Annotated in this window: 19 protein-coding genes; 7 read left to right on the forward strand and 12 right to left on the reverse strand. The window is 67.9% G+C overall.

Annotated features, from left to right (window positions below):
• Nucleotides 1-19: 19 nt before the first annotated feature.
• The 4 genes from lptB to NS355_RS00675 all read right to left on the reverse strand — a co-directional run bounded on the left by lptB (nucleotide 20) and on the right by NS355_RS00675 (nucleotide 2,716).
• On the reverse strand, nucleotides 20-802 hold the full coding sequence (gene lptB, locus NS355_RS00660) for an LPS export ABC transporter ATP-binding protein (RefSeq protein ID WP_430726985.1): 783 nt from the start codon (nucleotides 800-802) through the stop codon (nucleotides 20-22).
• A gap of 67 nt (nucleotides 803-869) precedes the next feature.
• Nucleotides 870-1,412 (reverse strand): LptA/OstA family protein, encoded by a 543-nt coding sequence (locus tag NS355_RS00665; protein WP_058743889.1) that lies wholly within the window; start codon nucleotides 1,410-1,412, stop codon nucleotides 870-872.
• An 18-nt stretch (nucleotides 1,413-1,430) separates the two neighbouring features.
• Nucleotides 1,431-2,057 (reverse strand): LPS export ABC transporter periplasmic protein LptC, encoded by a 627-nt coding sequence (lptC, locus tag NS355_RS00670; protein WP_058743890.1) that lies wholly within the window; start codon nucleotides 2,055-2,057, stop codon nucleotides 1,431-1,433.
• Between the two features lie 38 nt (nucleotides 2,058-2,095).
• Nucleotides 2,096-2,716, reverse strand: coding sequence for a ribonuclease D (locus tag NS355_RS00675; protein ID WP_042487278.1), 621 nt, complete (start codon nucleotides 2,714-2,716; stop codon nucleotides 2,096-2,098).
• A 323-nt stretch (nucleotides 2,717-3,039) separates the two neighbouring features.
• Between NS355_RS00675 and NS355_RS19360 the strand changes: the two genes are divergently transcribed.
• On the forward strand, nucleotides 3,040-3,894 hold the full coding sequence (locus NS355_RS19360; protein ID WP_058743891.1) for a cold-shock protein: 855 nt from the start codon (nucleotides 3,040-3,042) through the stop codon (nucleotides 3,892-3,894).
• Nucleotides 3,895-4,030: 136 nt separating this feature from the next.
• Here the strand turns inward: NS355_RS19360 and NS355_RS00685 are convergent, their stop codons facing one another.
• Nucleotides 4,031-4,792, reverse strand: a complete 762-nt coding sequence (locus NS355_RS00685; protein ID WP_058743892.1) for a methyl-accepting chemotaxis protein — start codon at nucleotides 4,790-4,792, stop codon at nucleotides 4,031-4,033.
• Nucleotides 4,792-5,211, reverse strand: coding sequence for a globin family protein (locus tag NS355_RS00690; protein ID WP_058743893.1), 420 nt, complete (start codon nucleotides 5,209-5,211; stop codon nucleotides 4,792-4,794). Before NS355_RS00690 ends, NS355_RS00685 begins: the two co-directional genes overlap by 1 nt.
• 251 nt (nucleotides 5,212-5,462) lie before the next feature.
• On the opposite strand from NS355_RS00690, the gene NS355_RS00695 reads away from it, so the two are divergent.
• Both NS355_RS00695 and NS355_RS00700 read left to right on the forward strand, forming a co-directional pair.
• A complete protein-coding gene (locus tag NS355_RS00695; RefSeq protein WP_058743894.1) occupies nucleotides 5,463-5,924 on the forward strand; it encodes a DUF1348 family protein in 462 nt (153 codons plus the stop codon).
• Between the two features lie 2 nt (nucleotides 5,925-5,926).
• Nucleotides 5,927-6,499, forward strand: coding sequence for a TetR/AcrR family transcriptional regulator (locus NS355_RS00700; RefSeq protein WP_058743895.1), 573 nt, complete (start codon nucleotides 5,927-5,929; stop codon nucleotides 6,497-6,499).
• A gap of 4 nt (nucleotides 6,500-6,503) precedes the next feature.
• Here NS355_RS00700 and NS355_RS00705 read toward each other — a convergent pair whose 3' ends face one another.
• From NS355_RS00705 to lgt, 5 genes are all read right to left on the reverse strand, one after another.
• Nucleotides 6,504-7,835 carry a cystathionine gamma-synthase family protein gene (locus NS355_RS00705; RefSeq protein ID WP_058743959.1) on the reverse strand — a complete coding sequence of 444 codons (1,332 nt, stop codon included), beginning with the start codon at nucleotides 7,833-7,835 and terminating at the stop codon, nucleotides 6,504-6,506.
• Nucleotides 7,836-7,914: 79 nt separating this feature from the next.
• On the reverse strand, nucleotides 7,915-8,679 hold the full coding sequence (gene pgeF / locus NS355_RS00710) for a peptidoglycan editing factor PgeF (protein ID WP_058743896.1): 765 nt from the start codon (nucleotides 8,677-8,679) through the stop codon (nucleotides 7,915-7,917).
• Nucleotides 8,676-9,185, reverse strand: a complete 510-nt coding sequence (locus tag NS355_RS00715; protein ID WP_058743897.1) for a GNAT family N-acetyltransferase — start codon at nucleotides 9,183-9,185, stop codon at nucleotides 8,676-8,678. Before NS355_RS00715 ends, pgeF begins: the two co-directional genes overlap by 4 nt.
• Nucleotides 9,182-10,264, reverse strand: a complete 1,083-nt coding sequence (locus NS355_RS00720; RefSeq protein WP_058743898.1) for a class I SAM-dependent methyltransferase — start codon at nucleotides 10,262-10,264, stop codon at nucleotides 9,182-9,184. Before NS355_RS00720 ends, NS355_RS00715 begins: the two co-directional genes overlap by 4 nt.
• 40 nt (nucleotides 10,265-10,304) lie before the next feature.
• Nucleotides 10,305-11,189 (reverse strand): prolipoprotein diacylglyceryl transferase, encoded by an 885-nt coding sequence (gene lgt, locus NS355_RS00725; RefSeq protein WP_153007973.1) that lies wholly within the window; start codon nucleotides 11,187-11,189, stop codon nucleotides 10,305-10,307.
• 411 nt (nucleotides 11,190-11,600) lie between these two features.
• Between lgt and NS355_RS00730 the strand changes: the two genes are divergently transcribed.
• From NS355_RS00730 to phbB, 3 genes are all read left to right on the forward strand, one after another.
• On the forward strand, nucleotides 11,601-13,814 hold the full coding sequence (locus NS355_RS00730; RefSeq protein ID WP_058743900.1) for a xanthine dehydrogenase family protein molybdopterin-binding subunit: 2,214 nt from the start codon (nucleotides 11,601-11,603) through the stop codon (nucleotides 13,812-13,814).
• Complete coding sequence (gene hemH, locus NS355_RS00735; RefSeq protein ID WP_058743901.1) at nucleotides 13,814-14,827, forward strand: ferrochelatase; 1,014 nt, start codon at nucleotides 13,814-13,816, stop codon at nucleotides 14,825-14,827. The genes NS355_RS00730 and hemH overlap by 1 nt, the downstream gene beginning before the upstream one ends.
• 84 nt (nucleotides 14,828-14,911) lie before the next feature.
• On the forward strand, nucleotides 14,912-15,634 hold the full coding sequence (gene phbB / locus NS355_RS00740; protein WP_056432167.1) for an acetoacetyl-CoA reductase: 723 nt from the start codon (nucleotides 14,912-14,914) through the stop codon (nucleotides 15,632-15,634).
• 112 nt (nucleotides 15,635-15,746) lie between these two features.
• On the opposite strand, the gene NS355_RS00745 is transcribed toward phbB, so the two are convergent.
• Nucleotides 15,747-16,085, reverse strand: coding sequence for a glycine zipper 2TM domain-containing protein (locus NS355_RS00745; protein WP_058743902.1), 339 nt, complete (start codon nucleotides 16,083-16,085; stop codon nucleotides 15,747-15,749).
• Between the two features lie 178 nt (nucleotides 16,086-16,263).
• Here NS355_RS00745 and NS355_RS00750 point away from each other — a divergent pair, with 178 nt between their 5' ends.
• The gene (locus NS355_RS00750; protein WP_058743903.1) at nucleotides 16,264-17,274 is read left to right on the forward strand and encodes an esterase-like activity of phytase family protein; all 1,011 of its coding nucleotides are present in this window, start codon (nucleotides 16,264-16,266) and stop codon (nucleotides 17,272-17,274) included.
• The last annotated feature ends 65 nt before the right edge of the window (nucleotides 17,275-17,339 follow it).

Raw genomic sequence — 17,339 nt, forward strand, 5'->3', positions numbered from 1 at the left:
ACGGGCGGCTCTCATGCGGTCAGAGCGAAAAGCCCTCGCCCAGATACAGGCGGCGGACATTGGCGTCGGCGACCAGTTCCTCCGGCGATCCGCTGAACAGCACGCGCCCGTCATAGATGATGTAGGCCCGGTCGACGATGTCCAGCGTCTCGCGGACATTATGGTCGGTGATCAGCACGCCGATATCGCGCCGCTTCAGGTCCTTCACCAGATCGCGGATATCGGCGATCGAGATGGGGTCGATGCCCGCGAACGGTTCGTCGAGCAGCATGATCGACGGATCGGCGGCCAGCGCGCGCGCGATCTCGGCGCGGCGGCGCTCGCCGCCCGACAGCGCCATGGCGGGCGCGGCGCGCAGGCGGGTCAGGCCGAATTCCTCGAGCAGCTTGTCGAGCTTGCGCGCGCGCTCGGCCGGGTCGGGCTCGGCCAGCTCGAGCACGGTCAGGATGTTCTTCTCGATCGACAGCCCGCGAAAGATCGAGGTCTCCTGCGGCAGATAGCCCAGGCCCAGGATCGCGCGGCGATACATGGGAAGCCCCGTGATATCCTCGCCGTCCAGCATGATGCGGCCCGAATCGGGCTTCACCAGTCCCATGACCGAATAGAAGCAGGTCGTCTTGCCCGCGCCGTTGGGGCCGAGCAGGCCGATCACCTCGCCCCGCCCGACCGACACCGACACGTCGGTCAGGACGACGCGCTTGTCATAGCTCTTGGCGATCGACACGACCTGCAGGCCGTTGGCGACCGGCGGCTCCGACACGGGGGCGGTGCGATGACTTGCCTCGCGAATCGGGGTTTCCATGTCCATCGGCCCGTTTCTTTCCTTAGCTGGTCGGACGTTAGCGCGGGGCAGGCACCCGCGTCACGCCTCAGTTGCGATCGGGGACCGAGAAGGTGCCCGTGACCCGGCCCGACGGCGCGCGGCTGACCGTGCCGCCATTGCCCGACGAAGCGCCACCCGCCACCGACGACCCGTCGATGACCGCGCGGCCGGTGTCGAGGTTCAGCGTCAGCCGCCCGCCATTCACCGTATTGCCCCCCTGGGTCAGCGTGACGTTGCCCAGCATGGTGATGACCCGCCGGTTGAGGTCGTAGATCGCATAGTTGCTGCGCGCCGTCTGGTCGGGCCGCTTGACGACGACACCGCCCGAAGCGTCGAAGCGCGACACCTGCGGCTTTCCGCCCAGCACCTGGCCGGTATAGAATACCGTCATCCGCGCCGCCGTCAGCGTCATCTCCGCCTGGCGCAGCGAGACGTTGCCCGACAGGACGGCGCGGTTCTGCTTGTCCTGCAACTCGATGACGTCGGCGCCGAAATCGATGGGCGCGCGGCTGTTGTGCTTGACCTGCGCGGCCGCGGACACTGCCAGGACGAGAAGGGCCGGAGCCGCAGCGGCGAAGAGCTTGTGCATGAGCGGCTATTTCGGGCTTTACGGGACGATGCGCAAGCGGGCGTTGCCTTCCAGCCGGACGGAACGATTTTCCAGGTCCGCCCGCATCTTGTTCGCACTGAAATTGCCCTGCGGGACCTGACCGGTCACGGCACCGCCCGACACCAGGGTCCGCTGTTGCAGGTCGATGGTCGCGTCATGCGTGCGCAGGTCGTATCCGCCCGCCGATTTGAAATCGAGCGGCCCGTCCAGCTGCACCTGTTCGGTGCGCATGTCATAGCGCCCCGAATTGGCGCTGACCGTGGCGGGCCCGTCCGACAGGCGGATGGCGGCGGACAGCCTGTTGAGTTGGACCACCGGCTCGGCCGAGCTGCGCTGGATCGCCGAACCCGCATCGAGCGAGAAGGGCTGGCCCTTGTCGTCGACGCCGCGATACTGCGCCGCCTGGATCTTCATCCGTTCCTTGGCGACCTCGACCTTCTTCTTGTCGAGCACGAAGGACACTTCGCTGGACGAATAGATCGGCGCCATCACCAGGAACGCCGTCAGCACGCCGATCGCGCTGGGCAGCATCCAGCGCGCGAGCGTCACGAAACGGTCGTGACGGCTGCCCGGCGCGGCCCAATGCTGGCGCTGGGTACGGACGCGGTCGGCGATCTCGGACATGACGGCTCCCTATCGTGCCCGGATCAGGCGTCAATGGTTCAGGCGTGGGCGAAGATATCGACCTCGGGCCAGCCCGCCAGATCCAGCTCGGCGCGGGCGGGGAGGAAATCGAAACAGGCCTGGGCCAGTTCCATCCGGCCCTCGCGCTCCAGCCGCTTGTCGAGCTCGACCTTCATGCGGTGCAGGTACCGCACGTCCGAGGCGGCATATTCGCGTTGGGCATCGGACAGTTCGGGCGCGCCCCAGTCCGATGACTGCTGCGCCTTGGACAGCTCGACGCCGAGCAGTTCGCGGACCAGCTCCTTCAGGCCGTGGCGGTCGGTATAGGTGCGGATCAGCCGCGAGGCGATCTTCGTGCAATAGACGGGGGCGGCGACGACGCCCAGATAATGGCGGATCGCGGCGATATCGAACCGGCCGAAATGATAGAGCTTCAGCCGGGCCGGATCGGCGAGCAGCGCGCGGAGGTTCGGCGCGGCATAGTCGCTGTCGGGCGCGAAGCGGACCAGATGCTCGTCCGGGCCGCCGTCCGACAGCTGGACGACGCACAGCCGGTCGCGCGGGGTGATCAGGCCCATCGTCTCGGTATCGACGGCGATCGACGCGCCGGGGGCGAACAGATCGGCGGGAATGTCTTCTTCGTGCAGGTGAACGGTCATGATGCCTGCCCTAGCGGCGGCGGGGAAAAGCCTCAACCGGGATCGGGCGAGCCCCATGAGAAAAGACTCGGCCGCGCTGGCAAGGTGATTCGCCGATTCGGCAGAAGATGTTGTGGAGTTTCGGCCACAATTCCGACGTAATCTGCCTCGTTCGCGCCAAAGCGAGACGGGTTCGCACGATTTCGTTCGCGATGGCTGTCCTTCTGCGTTATGCATCCCCACTAGGCGCAAAAGGTTTGGCGCCAAAAGATCCGCGCTCTTCGTCCGGCGCACGGTTCTTGAGGACAGGATTTGCGGGCGAACCGGGAAGACGAACAGGGCTTATGAGTTTCGATAGAGGTAGCCGGGGCAATCGCGGCTCGCGTGGCCGCGACAAGCGGGACAATTTCGGCGGCGGCGATGAAGGCGGCTTTGGCGGCGGCTTCGGCGGTGGTGACCGCTTCGGTGGCGGCGGCTTCGGCGGCGGTTTCGGTGGCGGCGACCGCTTCGGCGGCGGTGGCGATCGTGGCGGCTTCGGCGGCGGTGACCGCGGCGGCTTCGGCGGCGGCGGCGGCGGTGGTTTCCGTGGCGGCGGTGGCGGCTTCGGCGGCGGTCGTGGTGGTGGCGGCATGCCTCCCCAGGTCGTTGGCGAGGGCACCGGCGTGGTCAAGTTCTTCAACGCGCAGAAGGGCTTCGGCTTCGTCGTGCGCGATGACGGCGGCGAAGACGTGTTCGTCCACATCTCGGCGGTTGAGCAGGCGGGCCTGACCGGCCTGGCCGAAGGCCAGCCGCTCGGCTTCACCCTCGTCGATCGCGGCGGCCGCATCTCGGCCACCGAGCTGAAGATCGAAGGCGAGCCGATGCCCGTCCAGGATCGTGCCCCCCGCGAGCCGCGCGAAGGCGGTTTCGGCGGCGACCGTGATCGCGGTCCCCGCGGCGGTGCGGCCGGTGGTTTCGGCGGCGCCCCGCAGCGTCAGCTGACCGGCGAGAAGGCGACCGGTACGGTCAAGTTCTTCAACGCGATGAAGGGCTTCGGCTTCATTCAGCGCGACGACGGACAGCCCGACGCGTTCGTGCACATCTCGGCCGTCGAGCGCGCCGGCATGGGCTCGCTGAACGAAGGCGACCGCCTGCAGTTCGAGATCGAGGTCGATCGTCGCGGCAAGTACGCAGCGGTCAACCTGCAGAACGAGGGCTGATCCCCCTCGGCTGAATAAGCCTCCCTTTTCGGGCGTCAGGGCCCGGCGTCGCAGCGATGCGACGCCGGGCCTTTTCGTTATCGGGAGGTAAGGAAGAACCGCGACGATAGGGCGGGGGCCGCTCTTTGCTCGGGGATTACCTGTCCGTCTCGTGATCGTCGCGACGGCTCAACCGGCAAAGCTGACGGGCCAGAAGCTTGACCGCCACGGCATGGGCGCCAACCCGTCCGATGGCAGAGGCCGCCTGATCGATCGTCCCGACCGCCTCGGCGGTGATCGTCGCCAGTTCCTGTGCCGCATCGCTTTGCTTGGCGGCGTGATCGAGCGAACGAGCCAGCAGTTCGTCCTGCTCGCTGACCAGCATCTCATAGGCCGCCACCATATCTCCGGCCGCGCCGATATCATGCGCGATGGCCAGCGCGCTGGCCCCGATATCGTCGGTGGCCGTCTTGGTCCGGGTCGCCAGCACCGACATTTCCGCCGCAACGACGGTAAAGGCGCTGGACCCCGATTCGGCCCGAGCGGCTTCGATCCGGGCATTCAGGCTTAGGATTCGGCTTTCCTGTGCGATGGTGGCAATGGCGGCACTGATCGAGGCGACACGGCCGATCGACTGGTCCAGCGTATCCACGACCGGCTTGTTGGCGGTGAGCAACTCGCGGGCCATCGCCAGGGCTTCGGCCTGTTGCTTGACGGCTCCGGCCATGACGCCCGCCGCGCCCTCCAAACATGCGGCGAGTGACGCCACACGTTCGGCCTGATCGCTCATGCCCCGGACGCTGGCGGTCGCGGCCTCCGCTTCCGAGGCGACACAGCCTGCAATGTCGATCAGGCGGTCCGCGATATTGCCCAGATGCGCATCCAGGCTCGGCGCAACCGGCGACGCCTGCCGCGCCATCAGTGCGGTGTCTGGCGCGCGGCCGCCAACATGGTGTCGGACAGAATCGCATAGGCCGCGTTCCAGGCGGCTTCGGTCTCGTGATCGAAACCGCTGCCCAGCCCGCCACGCAGCGTTTCGATCAGCGCCGATCCGACCGCTTCATAATGATGAGGCTTCGCCCCATAGCCGACATGCCGAATCGCCAGTTCGCGTGCCACCGGGACAACCGTGTCGAGCCGGTCCAGCGCATCCACGACCGTTGCCAATGTCAGGAACAGCTTGCGTCCCTGCGCCTCCATGTCGTTGTCGAACAGGGGGCGGGTGTCGGGCGCCAGCGCGAAAAGACGGCGATAGAATTCAGCCGCCGCCTGATCCGTAAGGGGAAGAACCGCAGCGAAGCTGTCCTGAACAAGGTCGATCTGATGGGCCGTGAGCATCGTTTCGCGCTATGCCCCAGACTGGAAACGAACCCTTAAGACCTTTGTGTAAGAGGCGCGGCACCAGACTCGGTCGCTGGCGGCTTTTCCATGGCGATATCAAGGCCATGAAGCGCCGATGGAGGATGGACCTCGCCAGGTGTCAGTTCGATTATTTGTCCCCGCCCGTCGTCCTGCCGCTTGCCGGGACTGTTCTTGCCGTGTACCAATCGGTAAAGAGTTCTCCTTCCGGTCGAGAAAGGGAAGTGACTATGCGCCCACCCCTGCCACCGTTCACCACCGAAACCGCCGTCCAGAAAGTCCGCGCGGCCGAAGATGGCTGGAACAGCCGCGATCCCGAGCGGGTCGCGTTGGCCTATACTCCCGACTGTCCCTGGCGGAATCGCGACCAGTTCCTCGCCGGGCATGACGCGATCGTCGCCTTCCTGCGCGCCAAATGGGAGCGTGAGTTGGACTATCGGCTTATCAAGGAGCTGTGGGCGCACCAGGACAGCCGGATCGCGGTACGCTTCGCCTATGAATGGCATGACGCGGCGGGCCGCTGGTTCCGCTCCTATGGCAATGAGAATTGGGACTTTGCCGAGGATGGCCGGATGCGGCGGCGGATCGCGTCGATCAACGATCTGGCGATCAGCGAGGAGGCACGGTTGTTCCACTGGCCGCTCGGCACCCGCCCGGCGGATCACGCGTCTTTGAGCGAATTGGGCCTCTGACCATGGCGCGGATGATCGCCGAGCGTGCCGATGCGCTGCCCGGGCTGGCCGAGGTGTTTCGCGAATATGGCTATGCGGGCGCCAGCCTGTCGCTGATCGGCACCGCGACGGGGCTGGGGCGGGGCAGCCTCTACCACTTCTTCCCCGGCGGTAAGCAGGAGATGGCAGCCGCCGTGCTCGCCGATGTGGCGGCGTGGTTCGATGCGTCGGTCTTCACGCCGTTGGAGCAGGCCGACGATCCACGCGCCGGGATCGATGCGATGATGGTCGAGGTCGACCGCTATTTCCGCTCGGGCCAGCGCGCCTGCCTGATCGGGGCCTGGGGGCTTGGCGCGACGCGCGATCCCTTTGCCGAGCCGATCGCGGGCTATTTCCGGCGCTGGATCGCCGCGCTCCAGACGCTCCTGGTACGCGGCGGCGTGGCGGAGGATCATGCCGCCACGCTGGCGCAGGATGTGGTCAGCGGCATCCAGGGCGCGGTGGTGCTGTCCCGCGCCCTGAACGACCCTTCCCTGTTTCGCGCCACGCTGGGGCGGCTGACGGCGCGGCTCTACACCGCGCTCGCCGCCGCCTGACCGGTCAGATCGCCGCCAGCGCCTGTTCGCAATCGGCGATCAGGTCGTCGGCATCCTCGACCCCGATCGAGATGCGCACCAGATTGTCGGTGATGCCCAAGGCCGCCTTGCGTTCGTCGGGCACCGAGAGATGCGTCATGGCGGCGGGGTGGCTGGCCAAAGTCTCGGTCCCCCCCAGGCTGACCGCCAGCTTGGCGATGCGCAGGGCATCGAGGAAGCGGAAGGATTCCGCCTCACCGCCCTTGAGGTACAGCGAGAAGGTCGATCCGCCGCCGGTGCAGTGGCGACGGTAGATGTCCGCCTGCCGCTCCATGCCCGGCGTGCTCTCCAGAAAGCCGAGATAGCCGACCCGCTCGACCTTGGGATGATCGCGTAAGTAAGCGCAGACCTTGGCGGCATTCTCGCCCGCCCGGCTCATGCGCAGTTCCAGCGTCTCCAGCGAGCGGAGCAGCATCCAGGCGGTGTTGGGGTCGCAGATCGTACCGATGGTGTTGCGCATCGAGCGGATGGTCGCGATGTGCGCCTTCGACCCCAGCACGCCGCCCGCGACCAGATCCGAATGGCCGCCCGCATATTTGGTCAGCGAATAGACGACCAGATCCGCGCCGTGCTTCAGCGGACGCTGCCAGAGCGGGCCAAGGAACGTGTTGTCGATCGCGATCGGCGGCTTCGCGTCATGGTCGGCGAATACCGCATCGCGCGAGGCGGCCACCGCCTCGATATCGACCAGCGCATTGGTCGGGTTGGCGGGGCTTTCGAGGTAGATCAGCGGCACGCGGCCCATACCCGCCGCCTTGGTCAGCACCGCGTCGATCTCCTCGCGCGTCGCGCCGGCGGGGAAGTCGAGCCACTGGACGCCGAACCGGCCCAGGATGCGCCCGATCAGCGTTTCGGTCGCGGCATAAAGCGGGCCGGAGTGGACAATGACGTCGCCGGGCTGGACCATCGACAGGAACAGGGTGGCGATCGCCGCCATGCCGCTGGAGAAGGTGAGGGCATCCTCCGCCTCGTCCCAGATGGCCAGGCGATCCTCCAGGATTTCCTGGTTCGGCCCGTTGAAGCGCGAATAGACCAGGCCGTCCGCGCCGCCGGGGCGCTTGCCGGTGACGCCCTCGAAATGCCGCTTGCCCGCCGCCGCATTGGGGAAGACGAAGGTCGAGGTCAGGAAGATCGGCGGCTTCAACGAGCCCTCGGACAGTACCGGGTCGAAGCCATGACCCATCATCAGCGTGGAAGGCTTCAGTTTGCGGTCGCCGATACTGGTCACATCGCTCTTGCGCTCGGTGGCGGCCGGGTCTTGCGGCGGGACGCCGGTCAGATCGGATTCGGTCGGCATGTCGGTCTCCGCGGGAACGGGTGCCGCTCTGTCGGCGGCCATGTCCCCAGGATAACGCGGCGAATGGCTTTGGCGAGGCTCAGGCGAGGCCGATCAGCGAAATCTGGCGGCCATAGGAGGGTTCGTTGCGGTGCGTCGCGCGGCGGAAGCTGAAGAAGCGGTCCTCTTGCGTATAGGTGTCCTCGCCCAGCGCCGCGACGCGCGCGATGCCCGCGGCGGCCAGGCGGTGGGCGACATAGGCCTCCAGGTCGAACTGGTAATGGTCAGCGCGGGTGCCGTCCGCGAAGAAGCGTTCGTTTTCGGGGTCGGCCTCGGCGAAGCGGCGGAGGAAGGCCGCGTCGATCTCATAGCTGGCGCGGGCGATGCACGGGCCGATGGCGGCGGCGATCCGCTCGCGCTTCGCCCCCAGCGCTTCCATGGCGAGCAGGGTCGCGTCGGTGATGCCGCCCAGCGCGCCCTTCCACCCGGCATGGGCCGCGCCGACGACGCCCGCCTCCGCATCGGCGAACAGCACCGGCGCGCAATCGGCGGTTAGGATGCCGAGCAACAGCCCCGGCCGGTCGGTCACCAGCGCATCGCCATGCGGGCGGATATCGTCCTCGGGCGGGGTCAGGATCGTCACCGCCTCGGCCGAGTGAATCTGGTAGCAGGTGATGAGGCGCGAACCGGGCAGCACCGCGTCGCGCGCCCGGCGGCGATTCTCGGCGACCGACTCGGCGTCGTCCTCCGAACCCAGTCCGACATTCAGGCCGCCATGGATGCCTGCCGACACGCCACCGCGCCGCCCGAGAAAGCCATGCGCGACAGGCTCCAACAGGGGCGTGCGGAGTGTTTCGATGGTCATAGCGACAACCTCATGATCCGATCCTCGTCGATCGTCCCGCCGACGGGGAAGTCGTAGCGTCCGATATCGACAAAGCCGTAGCGGGTGTAAAAGGCCTTGGCCCGGTGATTGTCGACATAGACCGACAGGATCAGCTGGCTTGCCCCGCGCGCCCGCGCGGTGGCGATGGTCCAGTCCATCAGGGCGGGGCCGACGCCCGCGCCCAGATGACTGGAGGCGACGTAAAGCTGATAGAGTTCGACCGCATCGTCTGGCCATTCACCGGGAAAGCCGACGGGTCCGATCTTGGCGAAGCCGACGATCGCATCCCCCTCGGTGGCCAGCCGGATGGTGAAGTCGGGATGGCCGATTTGGGCGGGCAGGCCTTCGGGGCCGAAGGCTTCGTCCAGAAAGGCGTTCAGGTCGGCGGGCGGGTAGAGATGGCCGAAGGTGTCCGTAAAGGCGGCACGCGCCATTGCGGCGAGGGCTGTGCCATCACCGGGCGCGGCGTCGCGATAGACGATCATTCGCCATAGCCCGCAGGCACCGGCCAGTCGGGCCGGGCGACCGCCAGCGCACGGAACAGCGTGCCCATGTCCTGCATCAGCCGGTTGCGATCGGCGAGCAGCGCCTCGGCCCGGTCGGGATGTGCGCGGGCGAGGCTGGCGGTCCGCTGGTCGATGCCGAGCGCACCCAGCAGGTCGCGCTGCGTCACCGGGCCGAAGGCGGCCAGGCCCGTGCCTTGCGCGGCGGCGGCCAGCGTCGTGAAGTCGACATGCGCGCTCAGATCCTGCTCGCCCGGCCGCTCGAAGGGGTTGGCATAGGCGTGCCCGCGCACCGCCTGCAGCGTGTCGGCGATGGCGGGGCCTTCATAGCCATAGTCGACGATCAGGGCGGCGCCCCCCTGCGCGGCGATCCGTGCGGACAGCGCGCGCATCACCGCGACGCTGGCGGGGGACACCTCGATCACAGACCCGGCCTCGGCCTCGCGCAGCGGCTCGGGAATGATCTCGCCCGGCACGGGGGGACCCGCGATCGGCAGGAAGAGCAGATCCTGCGCCGCGACCAGCCGCTCGTGCCAGCCGTCACCCCGCCGGACGAGCTGGCGGATGGGGAGGGCGTCGAAGAACTCGTTGGCGACGACGATCAGCGGTCGGTCGGTCGGCAGCGTATCGACATTATCGTGCCAAGTCGCATCCGCCACGCGCTGGCCTTGCGCGGCTCGGAGCGTGGCGCTGGTCTCGACGAAATGGATGTCGGGCGTGAAGCCCGCCTTGGCCATGGCGCGCCGGGCGTCCGCTGCCAGTGTGCCGCGTCCCGGCCCCAGCTCAACCCAGTGCACCTCGGGCCGCCCCGCCCGGTCCCACAGGTCGGCACACCACAGGCCGACCAGTTCGCCGAACATCTGGCTGATCTCGGGGCTGGTGGTGAAGTCGCCGCCCGCGCCGAGCGGATCGCGGGTACCATAATAATGCGCATTGGCGGCGGCCATGAACTGCGCCACCGGAATCGGCCCGGCCAGCGCGATGGCGCGGGCGAGCCGTTCGGGCAGCGCGTCCTTGGGCTCCGGCTTGTGATCGGCGGGGGGGATCAGCGGGTTTGTCATGAACCCGCTCTGCCGATCCGCCCCCTTCGCCGCAAGGGGATCAGGAAACGCTGTCGGATCCCGCGATCGGCTCGACCCGGACGCGGCGCGCCTTGGCGGTGTTCATCAGGTACAGCCCGCCCAGGATCATCGGCACGCACAGCCACTGGCCCATGTGCAGCCCGGTCATCTCCGCAAAGGCGCGCAGCTGCTGGTCGGGTTCGCGGAAAAACTCGACGATGAAGCGTGCAATGCCATAGCCCAGCAGGAACAGGCCCGAGAGCTTGCCCGGATCGTACCGCGCCTTGGTGCGCCAGAAGGCGAAGCTCATGACGGCGAACAGGACCAGCCCCTCCAGCCCGGCCTCGTATAGCTGGCTGGGGTGGCGGGCCGGATCGGGAAGGCCGAAGGGCACGGTGCGCGGGAAGATGATCGCCCAGGGGGCGTCGGACGGCTTGCCCCACAGCTCGCCGTTCACGAAATTGGCGAGGCGGCCCAGGAACAACCCGACCGGCGCGGTGCAAACCAGATAGTCGAGGATGCGCAGCCAGCTGAGCTTGTGCTTGCGCGCGAACAGGATGACGCCGATCCCGGTGCCCGCCGCGCCGCCATGGAAGCTCATGCCGCCGTCCCACAGCCGGATGATCCGCAGCGGGTGCAGGAACATCTCGGGCGCGTAGAAGATCACATAGCCGATCCGCCCGCCCAGGATGATGCCCAGCGTGGCATAGAAGACCAGATCGTCGGCATGGGCGCGCGACATCGGCGCACCCGGTCGGTCGAGCATCTTGCCCAGATACCACCAGCCGAACAGGATGCCGGTGATATAGGCCAGGCTGTACCAGCGCAGCGTGAAGAAGCCGATCGAGAAGACGTCCGGGTGCAACCCCAGATCCTCGAACCGGATATGGCCCCCGGCGGCGGCAAGCCCCGTGGCGGCAAGCATGGAGAGGATCAAATGCGTTTCCCTTTCTGGTCCGCTTCATAGAGCGGTCGTGGGACAACACCAAGACCATGGGTTCGGTGCCATCCTGTGTGGGGCGGGGGTGCCCATGCTGTGACCGCCGGAAAATCAGGTTCACGCGAAGCCGCGACGTCGCGAAGAAGAATGGTTCGCGCAGAGGCGCGGAGGACGCAGAGGGGGATTGGCGGCTCGCTTCTCCTGCCGTTTCGATCGGCAGACCATGTCGCAACGCGAGTATGGACTGGCCTTGCGGCCGGGCCGGACATCTCTGCGTCCTCCGCGCCTCTGCGCGCAAAACTCTTCGCGGCTTCGCGCGAACAATCGATCCCCTCGCTCTGAGACAGCAAAACCCCCTGCTTGTCTGACCCGGCCTGTCGGCTAAGGCTGGCCGCGATGGAGTTGAGCAGGCGCAACATTGTCGTCGGTGGGGGCGTGGGGGCCGGGTTGTTGGTCGCCTGGGGCCTGTGGCCCCGCACCTATCCGCCAAGCCTGGCGACCGAGCCGGGCGAGCAGGCGTTCGGGGCGTGGCTGAAGATCGGGCGCGACGGGATCGTCACCGTCGCGGTGCCGCAGGCCGAGCATGGCCAGGGGATCGCGACCACGCTGGCGCAGGTGGTCGCCGACGAGCTGGGTGCCGATTGGCGCACCGTCGCGGTCGAGCCTGCGCCGCTCGGCCCGCTCTACGCCAATCCGGTCGGGGTCGATTCGCTGTTCGAGGGCGCGTTCGGCCGCCTGCCGGATCGCGTGCGCGACGAATGGCTGCGGCGCGACCGGGTGATGCTGACTGCGGGCTCGAGTTCGCTGCGCATGTTCGAGGGGCCTGCCCGCGCCGCCGCCGCGACCGCCCGCGCGCTGATGGCGCAGGCCGCCGCCCGCCGCTGGGGCGTCGACTGGAGCGACTGCGAGGCGAGGGACGGCTTCATCGTCCACGGTAACCAGCGACTGCGCTTCGCCGAACTGGCCGAGGCGGCGGCGGGCGAGACGGTGCCCCATCCCCTGCCGCTGGGCAGCGGCGGCGCGGGCAAGCTGGCGGGCAAGGACGTGCCCCGGCTCGATTCACCCGCCAAACTCGACGGCTCGGCCAATTTCACCGCCGATATCCGCCTGCCCGAGATGGTCCATGTCGCGCTCCGTCACGCGCCGCTGGGCCGGACGCGCGCGATCCGCATCGACCGGGCGGCGGCCATGACGGTGCCGGGCGTCATCGAGGTGATCGAAGGCGAGGATTGGGTCGCGGTCGCCGCCGGCAGCTGGTGGATCGCGCAAAAGGGCCTCGACGCGGCCGCCCCCCGCGCGCTCGGCGACGGGGCGGTGCCGACCTCGCAAGCCATCACCCAAGGGCTCGGAGCGGCCCTGAAGGAGGAAGGCCATAGCGTCGTGACGCGCGGCGATGTCGCGGCGGGACTGGAGGGGCCGGGGCTGATCGAGGCGCGCTACCGGATCGGCACCGGCGTTCATGCCGCGATCGAGCCGCGCGCGGCGGTGGCGGCGTGGCAGGATGGCGGGCTGGAACTCTGGGTGCCGGCCCAGGCCCCGGAGGCCGCGCGCAAGGTCGCGGCGCGGGCGGCGGCCGTTCCGGAGGATCGGGTGATCGTCCACGCCATGCCGATCGGCGGCGGTTTCGGCCTGGGGCTGGAGCAGGATGCGGTGGCGCAGGCGGCGATGATTGCGGCCAGGTTGAAGCGGCCGGTCAACGTCCAATGGTCGCGCACCGAGGATCTGCGCCGCGACGCCTGGCGCGCCCCCGCCATGGCCCGGATGACGGCGCGGCTGGCGCAGGGCAAGCTGGTCGGTTGGCGCGGCCGGATCGCGACGCCTTCGACCGGGCGGGCGCTGGCGGAGCAGGTGATGCCCGGTGGGCTGGTCCGCTGGGGGATGCGCGGGCAGGGGCGGGGCGATGCCTATGCGATGGGCGGCGCGGTGCCGCCCTATGCGATCCCGGCGCTGGCCGTGCATCACCATGACGCCGCCCTGCCCATCCCGACCGGCCATGTGCGCGGCGGCGCGCATGTCGCCAACTGCTTCATCACCGAGTCCTTCATCGACGAATGCGCGCGCGCTGCAGGCGCCGATCCGCTGGCGTGGCGGATCGCGATGCTGGGGGAGGAGCCCCGGCTGGCGCGGTGCCTGTCGACCGCCGCCTCGCTCGGCGGCTGGGAAGGCGGCGCGGCCAGCAGCGGGCAGGGCGTCGCCGCGCACGCCTTTCGTGGCAGCTATGTCGCGGTGATGGCCGAGACGCACCGGGACGAGAATGGCCGCCCGGTCGTCGACCGGCTGGTCGCCGCCATCGACTGTGGCCGGGTGGTGAACCCCGATATCGTGCGACAGCAGGTCGAGGGCGGGCTGATCTTCGGGCTGGCTGCCTTGCGCGGCGGCGCGGTCGGGTTCGAGCGGGGATGGGCCGTGCCGTCGCGGCTGGGGGCACTGAACCTGCCGCGCCTCACCGACACGCCCGACATCACGGTCGAGATTATCTCATCCGACGAATCGCCCGGCGGGGTGGGCGAGCTGGCCGTGCCGCCGGTCGCGCCCGCCATTGCCAACGCGCTCGCCACCCTGCCGGGCTTCCCACGGATACGAAGCCTGCCGATGGAGTTGTCCGCCTGATGCTGCCGCCCGACCACCCGCCCGTCCCGCGTCCGAAGATCGGCGTGCTGCTGATGAATCTGGGAACCCCGGATGCGCCCGATCCGAAATCGGTGAAGCGCTATCTGCGCGAATTCCTGTCGGATCGTCGGGTCATCGAGATTCCGGCCCTGTTGTGGCAGCCGATCCTGCGCGGGATCATCCTGAATACCCGACCGAAAAAGTCCGCCCATGCCTATTCGCTGGTGTGGCGCGACGACGGCTCTCCGCTGGCGGCGATCACGCGCGCGCAGGCGGTCGCGCTGAAGGATGCGTTCGGGCCGGGCGTGATGGTCGACTGGGCGATGCGCTATGGCCGCCCCGCCATCGCCGATCAGGTCAAGGCGATGAAGGACGCCGGGTGCGAGCGTATCCTGCTCGCGCCGCTCTATCCGCAATATTGTGCGGCGACGACCGCCACCGCCAATGATCGGGCCTTCGCGCATCTGGCGACGCTGCGCTGGCAACCCGCCATCCGCACCCTGCCGCCCTATTATGACGATGCACTCTATATCGATGCGCTGAAACAGCAGTTGGAGGCGCAGCTCGCCACGCTGGATTTCGAGCCGGAGGCCGTCGTCGCCAGTTTCCACGGGATGCCGCAGCGGACGCTGGAGCTGGGCGATCCCTATCATTGCCATTGCCGCAAGACCGCGCGGCTGCTGGCCGAGGCGATGAAGGACACGCTGGCGGGCCGCGAGTTGCTGGTCGCGTTCCAGTCGCGATTCGGCCGTGCCAAATGGCTGGAGCCCGCGACCGACACGGTACTCGAATCGCTGCCGGGGCGTGGCATCCGCAAGGTCGCGATCCTGGCGCCGGGCTTCTCGGCCGACTGTATCGAGACGCTGGAAGAACTGGCGATTCGCGGTCGTGAAAGTTTCGAAGGCGCGGGCGGTACCCATTTCGCCTATCTTCCATGCCTTAACGACAGTGACGTCGGTGTCGCGATGCTACGCGGATTGATCGAACGCGAACTTCAGGGCTGGTTGCCGTAGCGTAATATTACGTTTCACCCGGTGTTCGCCATTGCAGACGGCGCATGCCCCTTTTAAGCCACAATCTCATTTGGGAGAGGTTGAATGGCACGGGTCGCGATTGTGACGGGTGGTACGCGCGGTATCGGCGAGGCGATCAGCCTGGCCCTGAAGGAGGCGGGCGTAACCGTCGCCGCCAATTATGCGGGCAATGACGAGCGCGCGCGCGAGTTTTCGGAGCGGACCGGGATCAAGGCCTATAAGTGGGACGTCGCCGACTATGACGCCGTGCAGGCCGGTGTCGCACAGGTCGCCGAGGAACTCGGCCCCGTCGACATCGTCGTCAACAATGCGGGCATCACCCGCGACGGCACGCTGCTGAAGATGACCTACCAGATGTGGAAGGAGGTCATGGACACCAATCTGGGCGGTTGCTTCAACATGGCTAAGGCGGTGTTCCCCGGCATGCGTGAGCGCAAATGGGGCCGGATCGTCAATATCGGCTCGATCAACGGCCAGGCCGGTCAATATGGCCAGGTCAACTATGCCGCCGCCAAGTCGGGCATCCATGGCTTCACCAAGGCGCTGGCGCAGGAAGGCGCACGTGTCGGCGTGACCGTGAACGCGATCGCGCCGGGCTATATCGACACCGACATGGTCGCCGCCGTCCCCGCCGACGTGCTGGAGAAGATCGTCGCCAAGATCCCGGTCGGCCGCCTGGGCCAGGCGCATGAGATCGCGCGCGGCGTCGCCTTCCTCTGCTCGGACGAAGCGGGCTTCGTCACCGGCTCGACCCTGTCGATCAACGGCGGTCAGCACATGTATTGAGGAACGCAAAAACGCCGACCTCCGGTGGGGAGATCGGCGTTCCGTCCTCGATACGCTACGCGAGAAAACTGGGGCGGGTGGGGCAGATACAGGCTCCGCCCGCCCTAACCGTTTAGCGGCAATAGCCCGGACGGCCCGACCGCTCGATCGCCCGGCCCGCCAGCGCGCCGGCACCGCCGCCGATCAGCGTGCCCAGCGTGCGATCGCCCTGGGTGTCGATGGTCCGGCCCAGCAGGCCGCCCGCCACCGCACCGACGATGGTGCCGGTCGTGCCCGAGCGGCGGCACTTGCTCGCCTGATACTCGGCACGCGCGCCGTCGTCGTAACCGCGATAATAGCGATCCGAATGATGGGCCCGGCGATAGCGGTGCGCATCCGCGGCGGTCGCGGGCAGCACGGCGCCACCGATCATCGCCATTGCGGTCGCCGCCAGGGTCAGGGTCTTCATCATGGTCTCACTCCCGAAACTCGTGTCGATCGACGGTCCCATCCGTCGTCGTTGCACCGCTTCTGGCCGATTCGCGTTGAGCGCTTCCTGAATGTCGTCGTTATCCGCCGTTCATGCAGATGCGGGACGATGGTCTCGGTCGAGGGGCTGTCGTGCTGCGTCGCAAGGCGTATGAGGCGGCATGCGTATTCTGCTCTCCTGCCTGTTGATATTGGCGCTGGTGCCGGGATGGACGGGCGAGCAGCGGCTGGCGCTGTTCGAGGGGGCGGCGCAGATGGATGCGCGCCGGGTCGATCTCGATCCGCACGATCCGTCGCGGCGCAAACTGGGCGCGCTGACCTATCTGGGCGGCATCGTCCTGACGAGCCGGTCGCCCGCCTTTGGCGGCTATTCCTCGCTGGCGGTGTCGGGCGATCGTTTTCTGCTGCTGAGCGACGGCGGCAATGTCGTGCGCTTTCGCATGGGGGCGGATTGGGCGCCGCACGACCTGCATTTCTCCAACCTGCCCGCCGGCCCCGCCACGGGATGGATGAAGCAGGACCGCGACAGCGAATCGCTGGCGGTCGACCCGAATACGGGGCAGCTCTGGGTCGGGTTCGAGCGGTTCAACCAGATCTGGCGCTATGCGCCCGGCTTCGCGCGGGCCGAGGGCTATATCGCGCCGCATGAGATGAAGAACTGGCCCAAAAATGGCGGGGCCGAATCGCTGGCGCGGATGCCCGATGGGCGATTCGTGACCATTTCCGAAGAAGCGAAGGTCCGGCGCCAATTCTGGCGCGGCGGCGAGGCATCGCGTCGCGACAGCCGCCAGGCGCTGATCTTTCCGGGCGATCCGCTCAAGGGTCATGCTCGGCGCTTCGCCTATCGCGTGTCGCCGGACCATGATGTCGCCGATGCGGCGGCGCTGCCGGACGGATCGCTGGTCATCGTCGAGCGGCGTTTCCGGCTGCCCTTCCGCTTCTCCAATCGGATCATGCTGGTTCCCGCCGCGCAGATCGCGCCGGGGCGGGTGGCACAGGCGCGATTGCTCGCCGAACTCGATTCGCCGCTGATCCACGACAATTTCGAAGGGGTGGCCGTGACGCAGGAGGCGGGGGCGACGATCCTGTGGCTGGTGTCGGACGACAACCAGCTGTTTCTGCAGAAGAGCTATCTGCTCAAGTTCCGGCTGGAGCGCGCAGCCGTTCGCTGAGGGGCGTGGCGTGGCCTTCGACTTCGCTCAGGCTGAACGGCATTTGGTATTTGCGATCTACTCCC

The sequence above is a fragment of the Sphingomonas yabuuchiae genome, assembly GCF_001477495.1.
In the GTDB taxonomy this organism is placed as follows: Bacteria; Pseudomonadota; Alphaproteobacteria; order Sphingomonadales; family Sphingomonadaceae; genus Sphingomonas; species Sphingomonas yabuuchiae_A.

Bases quoted from the DNA above. Each gene is read 5' to 3' on its own strand.
- lptB (WP_430726985.1), bottom strand. From the start codon at position 802: ATGGAAACCCCGATTCGCGAGGCAAGTCATCGCACCGCCCCCGTGTCG.
- NS355_RS00665 (WP_058743889.1), bottom strand. From the start codon at position 1,412: ATGCACAAGCTCTTCGCCGCTGCGGCTCCGGCCCTTCTCGTCCTGGCA.
- lptC (WP_058743890.1), bottom strand. From the start codon at position 2,057: ATGTCCGAGATCGCCGACCGCGTCCGTACCCAGCGCCAGCATTGGGCC.
- NS355_RS00675 (WP_042487278.1), bottom strand. From the start codon at position 2,716: ATGACCGTTCACCTGCACGAAGAAGACATTCCCGCCGATCTGTTCGCC.
- NS355_RS19360 (WP_058743891.1), top strand. From the start codon at position 3,040: ATGAGTTTCGATAGAGGTAGCCGGGGCAATCGCGGCTCGCGTGGCCGC.
- NS355_RS00685 (WP_058743892.1), bottom strand. From the start codon at position 4,792: ATGGCGCGGCAGGCGTCGCCGGTTGCGCCGAGCCTGGATGCGCATCTG.
- NS355_RS00690 (WP_058743893.1), bottom strand. From the start codon at position 5,211: ATGCTCACGGCCCATCAGATCGACCTTGTTCAGGACAGCTTCGCTGCG.
- NS355_RS00695 (WP_058743894.1), top strand. From the start codon at position 5,463: ATGCGCCCACCCCTGCCACCGTTCACCACCGAAACCGCCGTCCAGAAA.
- NS355_RS00700 (WP_058743895.1), top strand. From the start codon at position 5,927: ATGGCGCGGATGATCGCCGAGCGTGCCGATGCGCTGCCCGGGCTGGCC.
- NS355_RS00705 (WP_058743959.1), bottom strand. From the start codon at position 7,835: ATGCCGACCGAATCCGATCTGACCGGCGTCCCGCCGCAAGACCCGGCC.
- pgeF (WP_058743896.1), bottom strand. From the start codon at position 8,679: ATGACCATCGAAACACTCCGCACGCCCCTGTTGGAGCCTGTCGCGCAT.
- NS355_RS00715 (WP_058743897.1), bottom strand. From the start codon at position 9,185: ATGATCGTCTATCGCGACGCCGCGCCCGGTGATGGCACAGCCCTCGCC.
- NS355_RS00720 (WP_058743898.1), bottom strand. From the start codon at position 10,264: ATGACAAACCCGCTGATCCCCCCCGCCGATCACAAGCCGGAGCCCAAG.
- lgt (WP_153007973.1), bottom strand. From the start codon at position 11,189: ATGCTTGCCGCCACGGGGCTTGCCGCCGCCGGGGGCCATATCCGGTTC.
- NS355_RS00730 (WP_058743900.1), top strand. From the start codon at position 11,601: ATGGAGTTGAGCAGGCGCAACATTGTCGTCGGTGGGGGCGTGGGGGCC.
- hemH (WP_058743901.1), top strand. From the start codon at position 13,814: ATGCTGCCGCCCGACCACCCGCCCGTCCCGCGTCCGAAGATCGGCGTG.
- phbB (WP_056432167.1), top strand. From the start codon at position 14,912: ATGGCACGGGTCGCGATTGTGACGGGTGGTACGCGCGGTATCGGCGAG.
- NS355_RS00745 (WP_058743902.1), bottom strand. From the start codon at position 16,085: ATGATGAAGACCCTGACCCTGGCGGCGACCGCAATGGCGATGATCGGT.
- NS355_RS00750 (WP_058743903.1), top strand. From the start codon at position 16,264: ATGCGTATTCTGCTCTCCTGCCTGTTGATATTGGCGCTGGTGCCGGGA.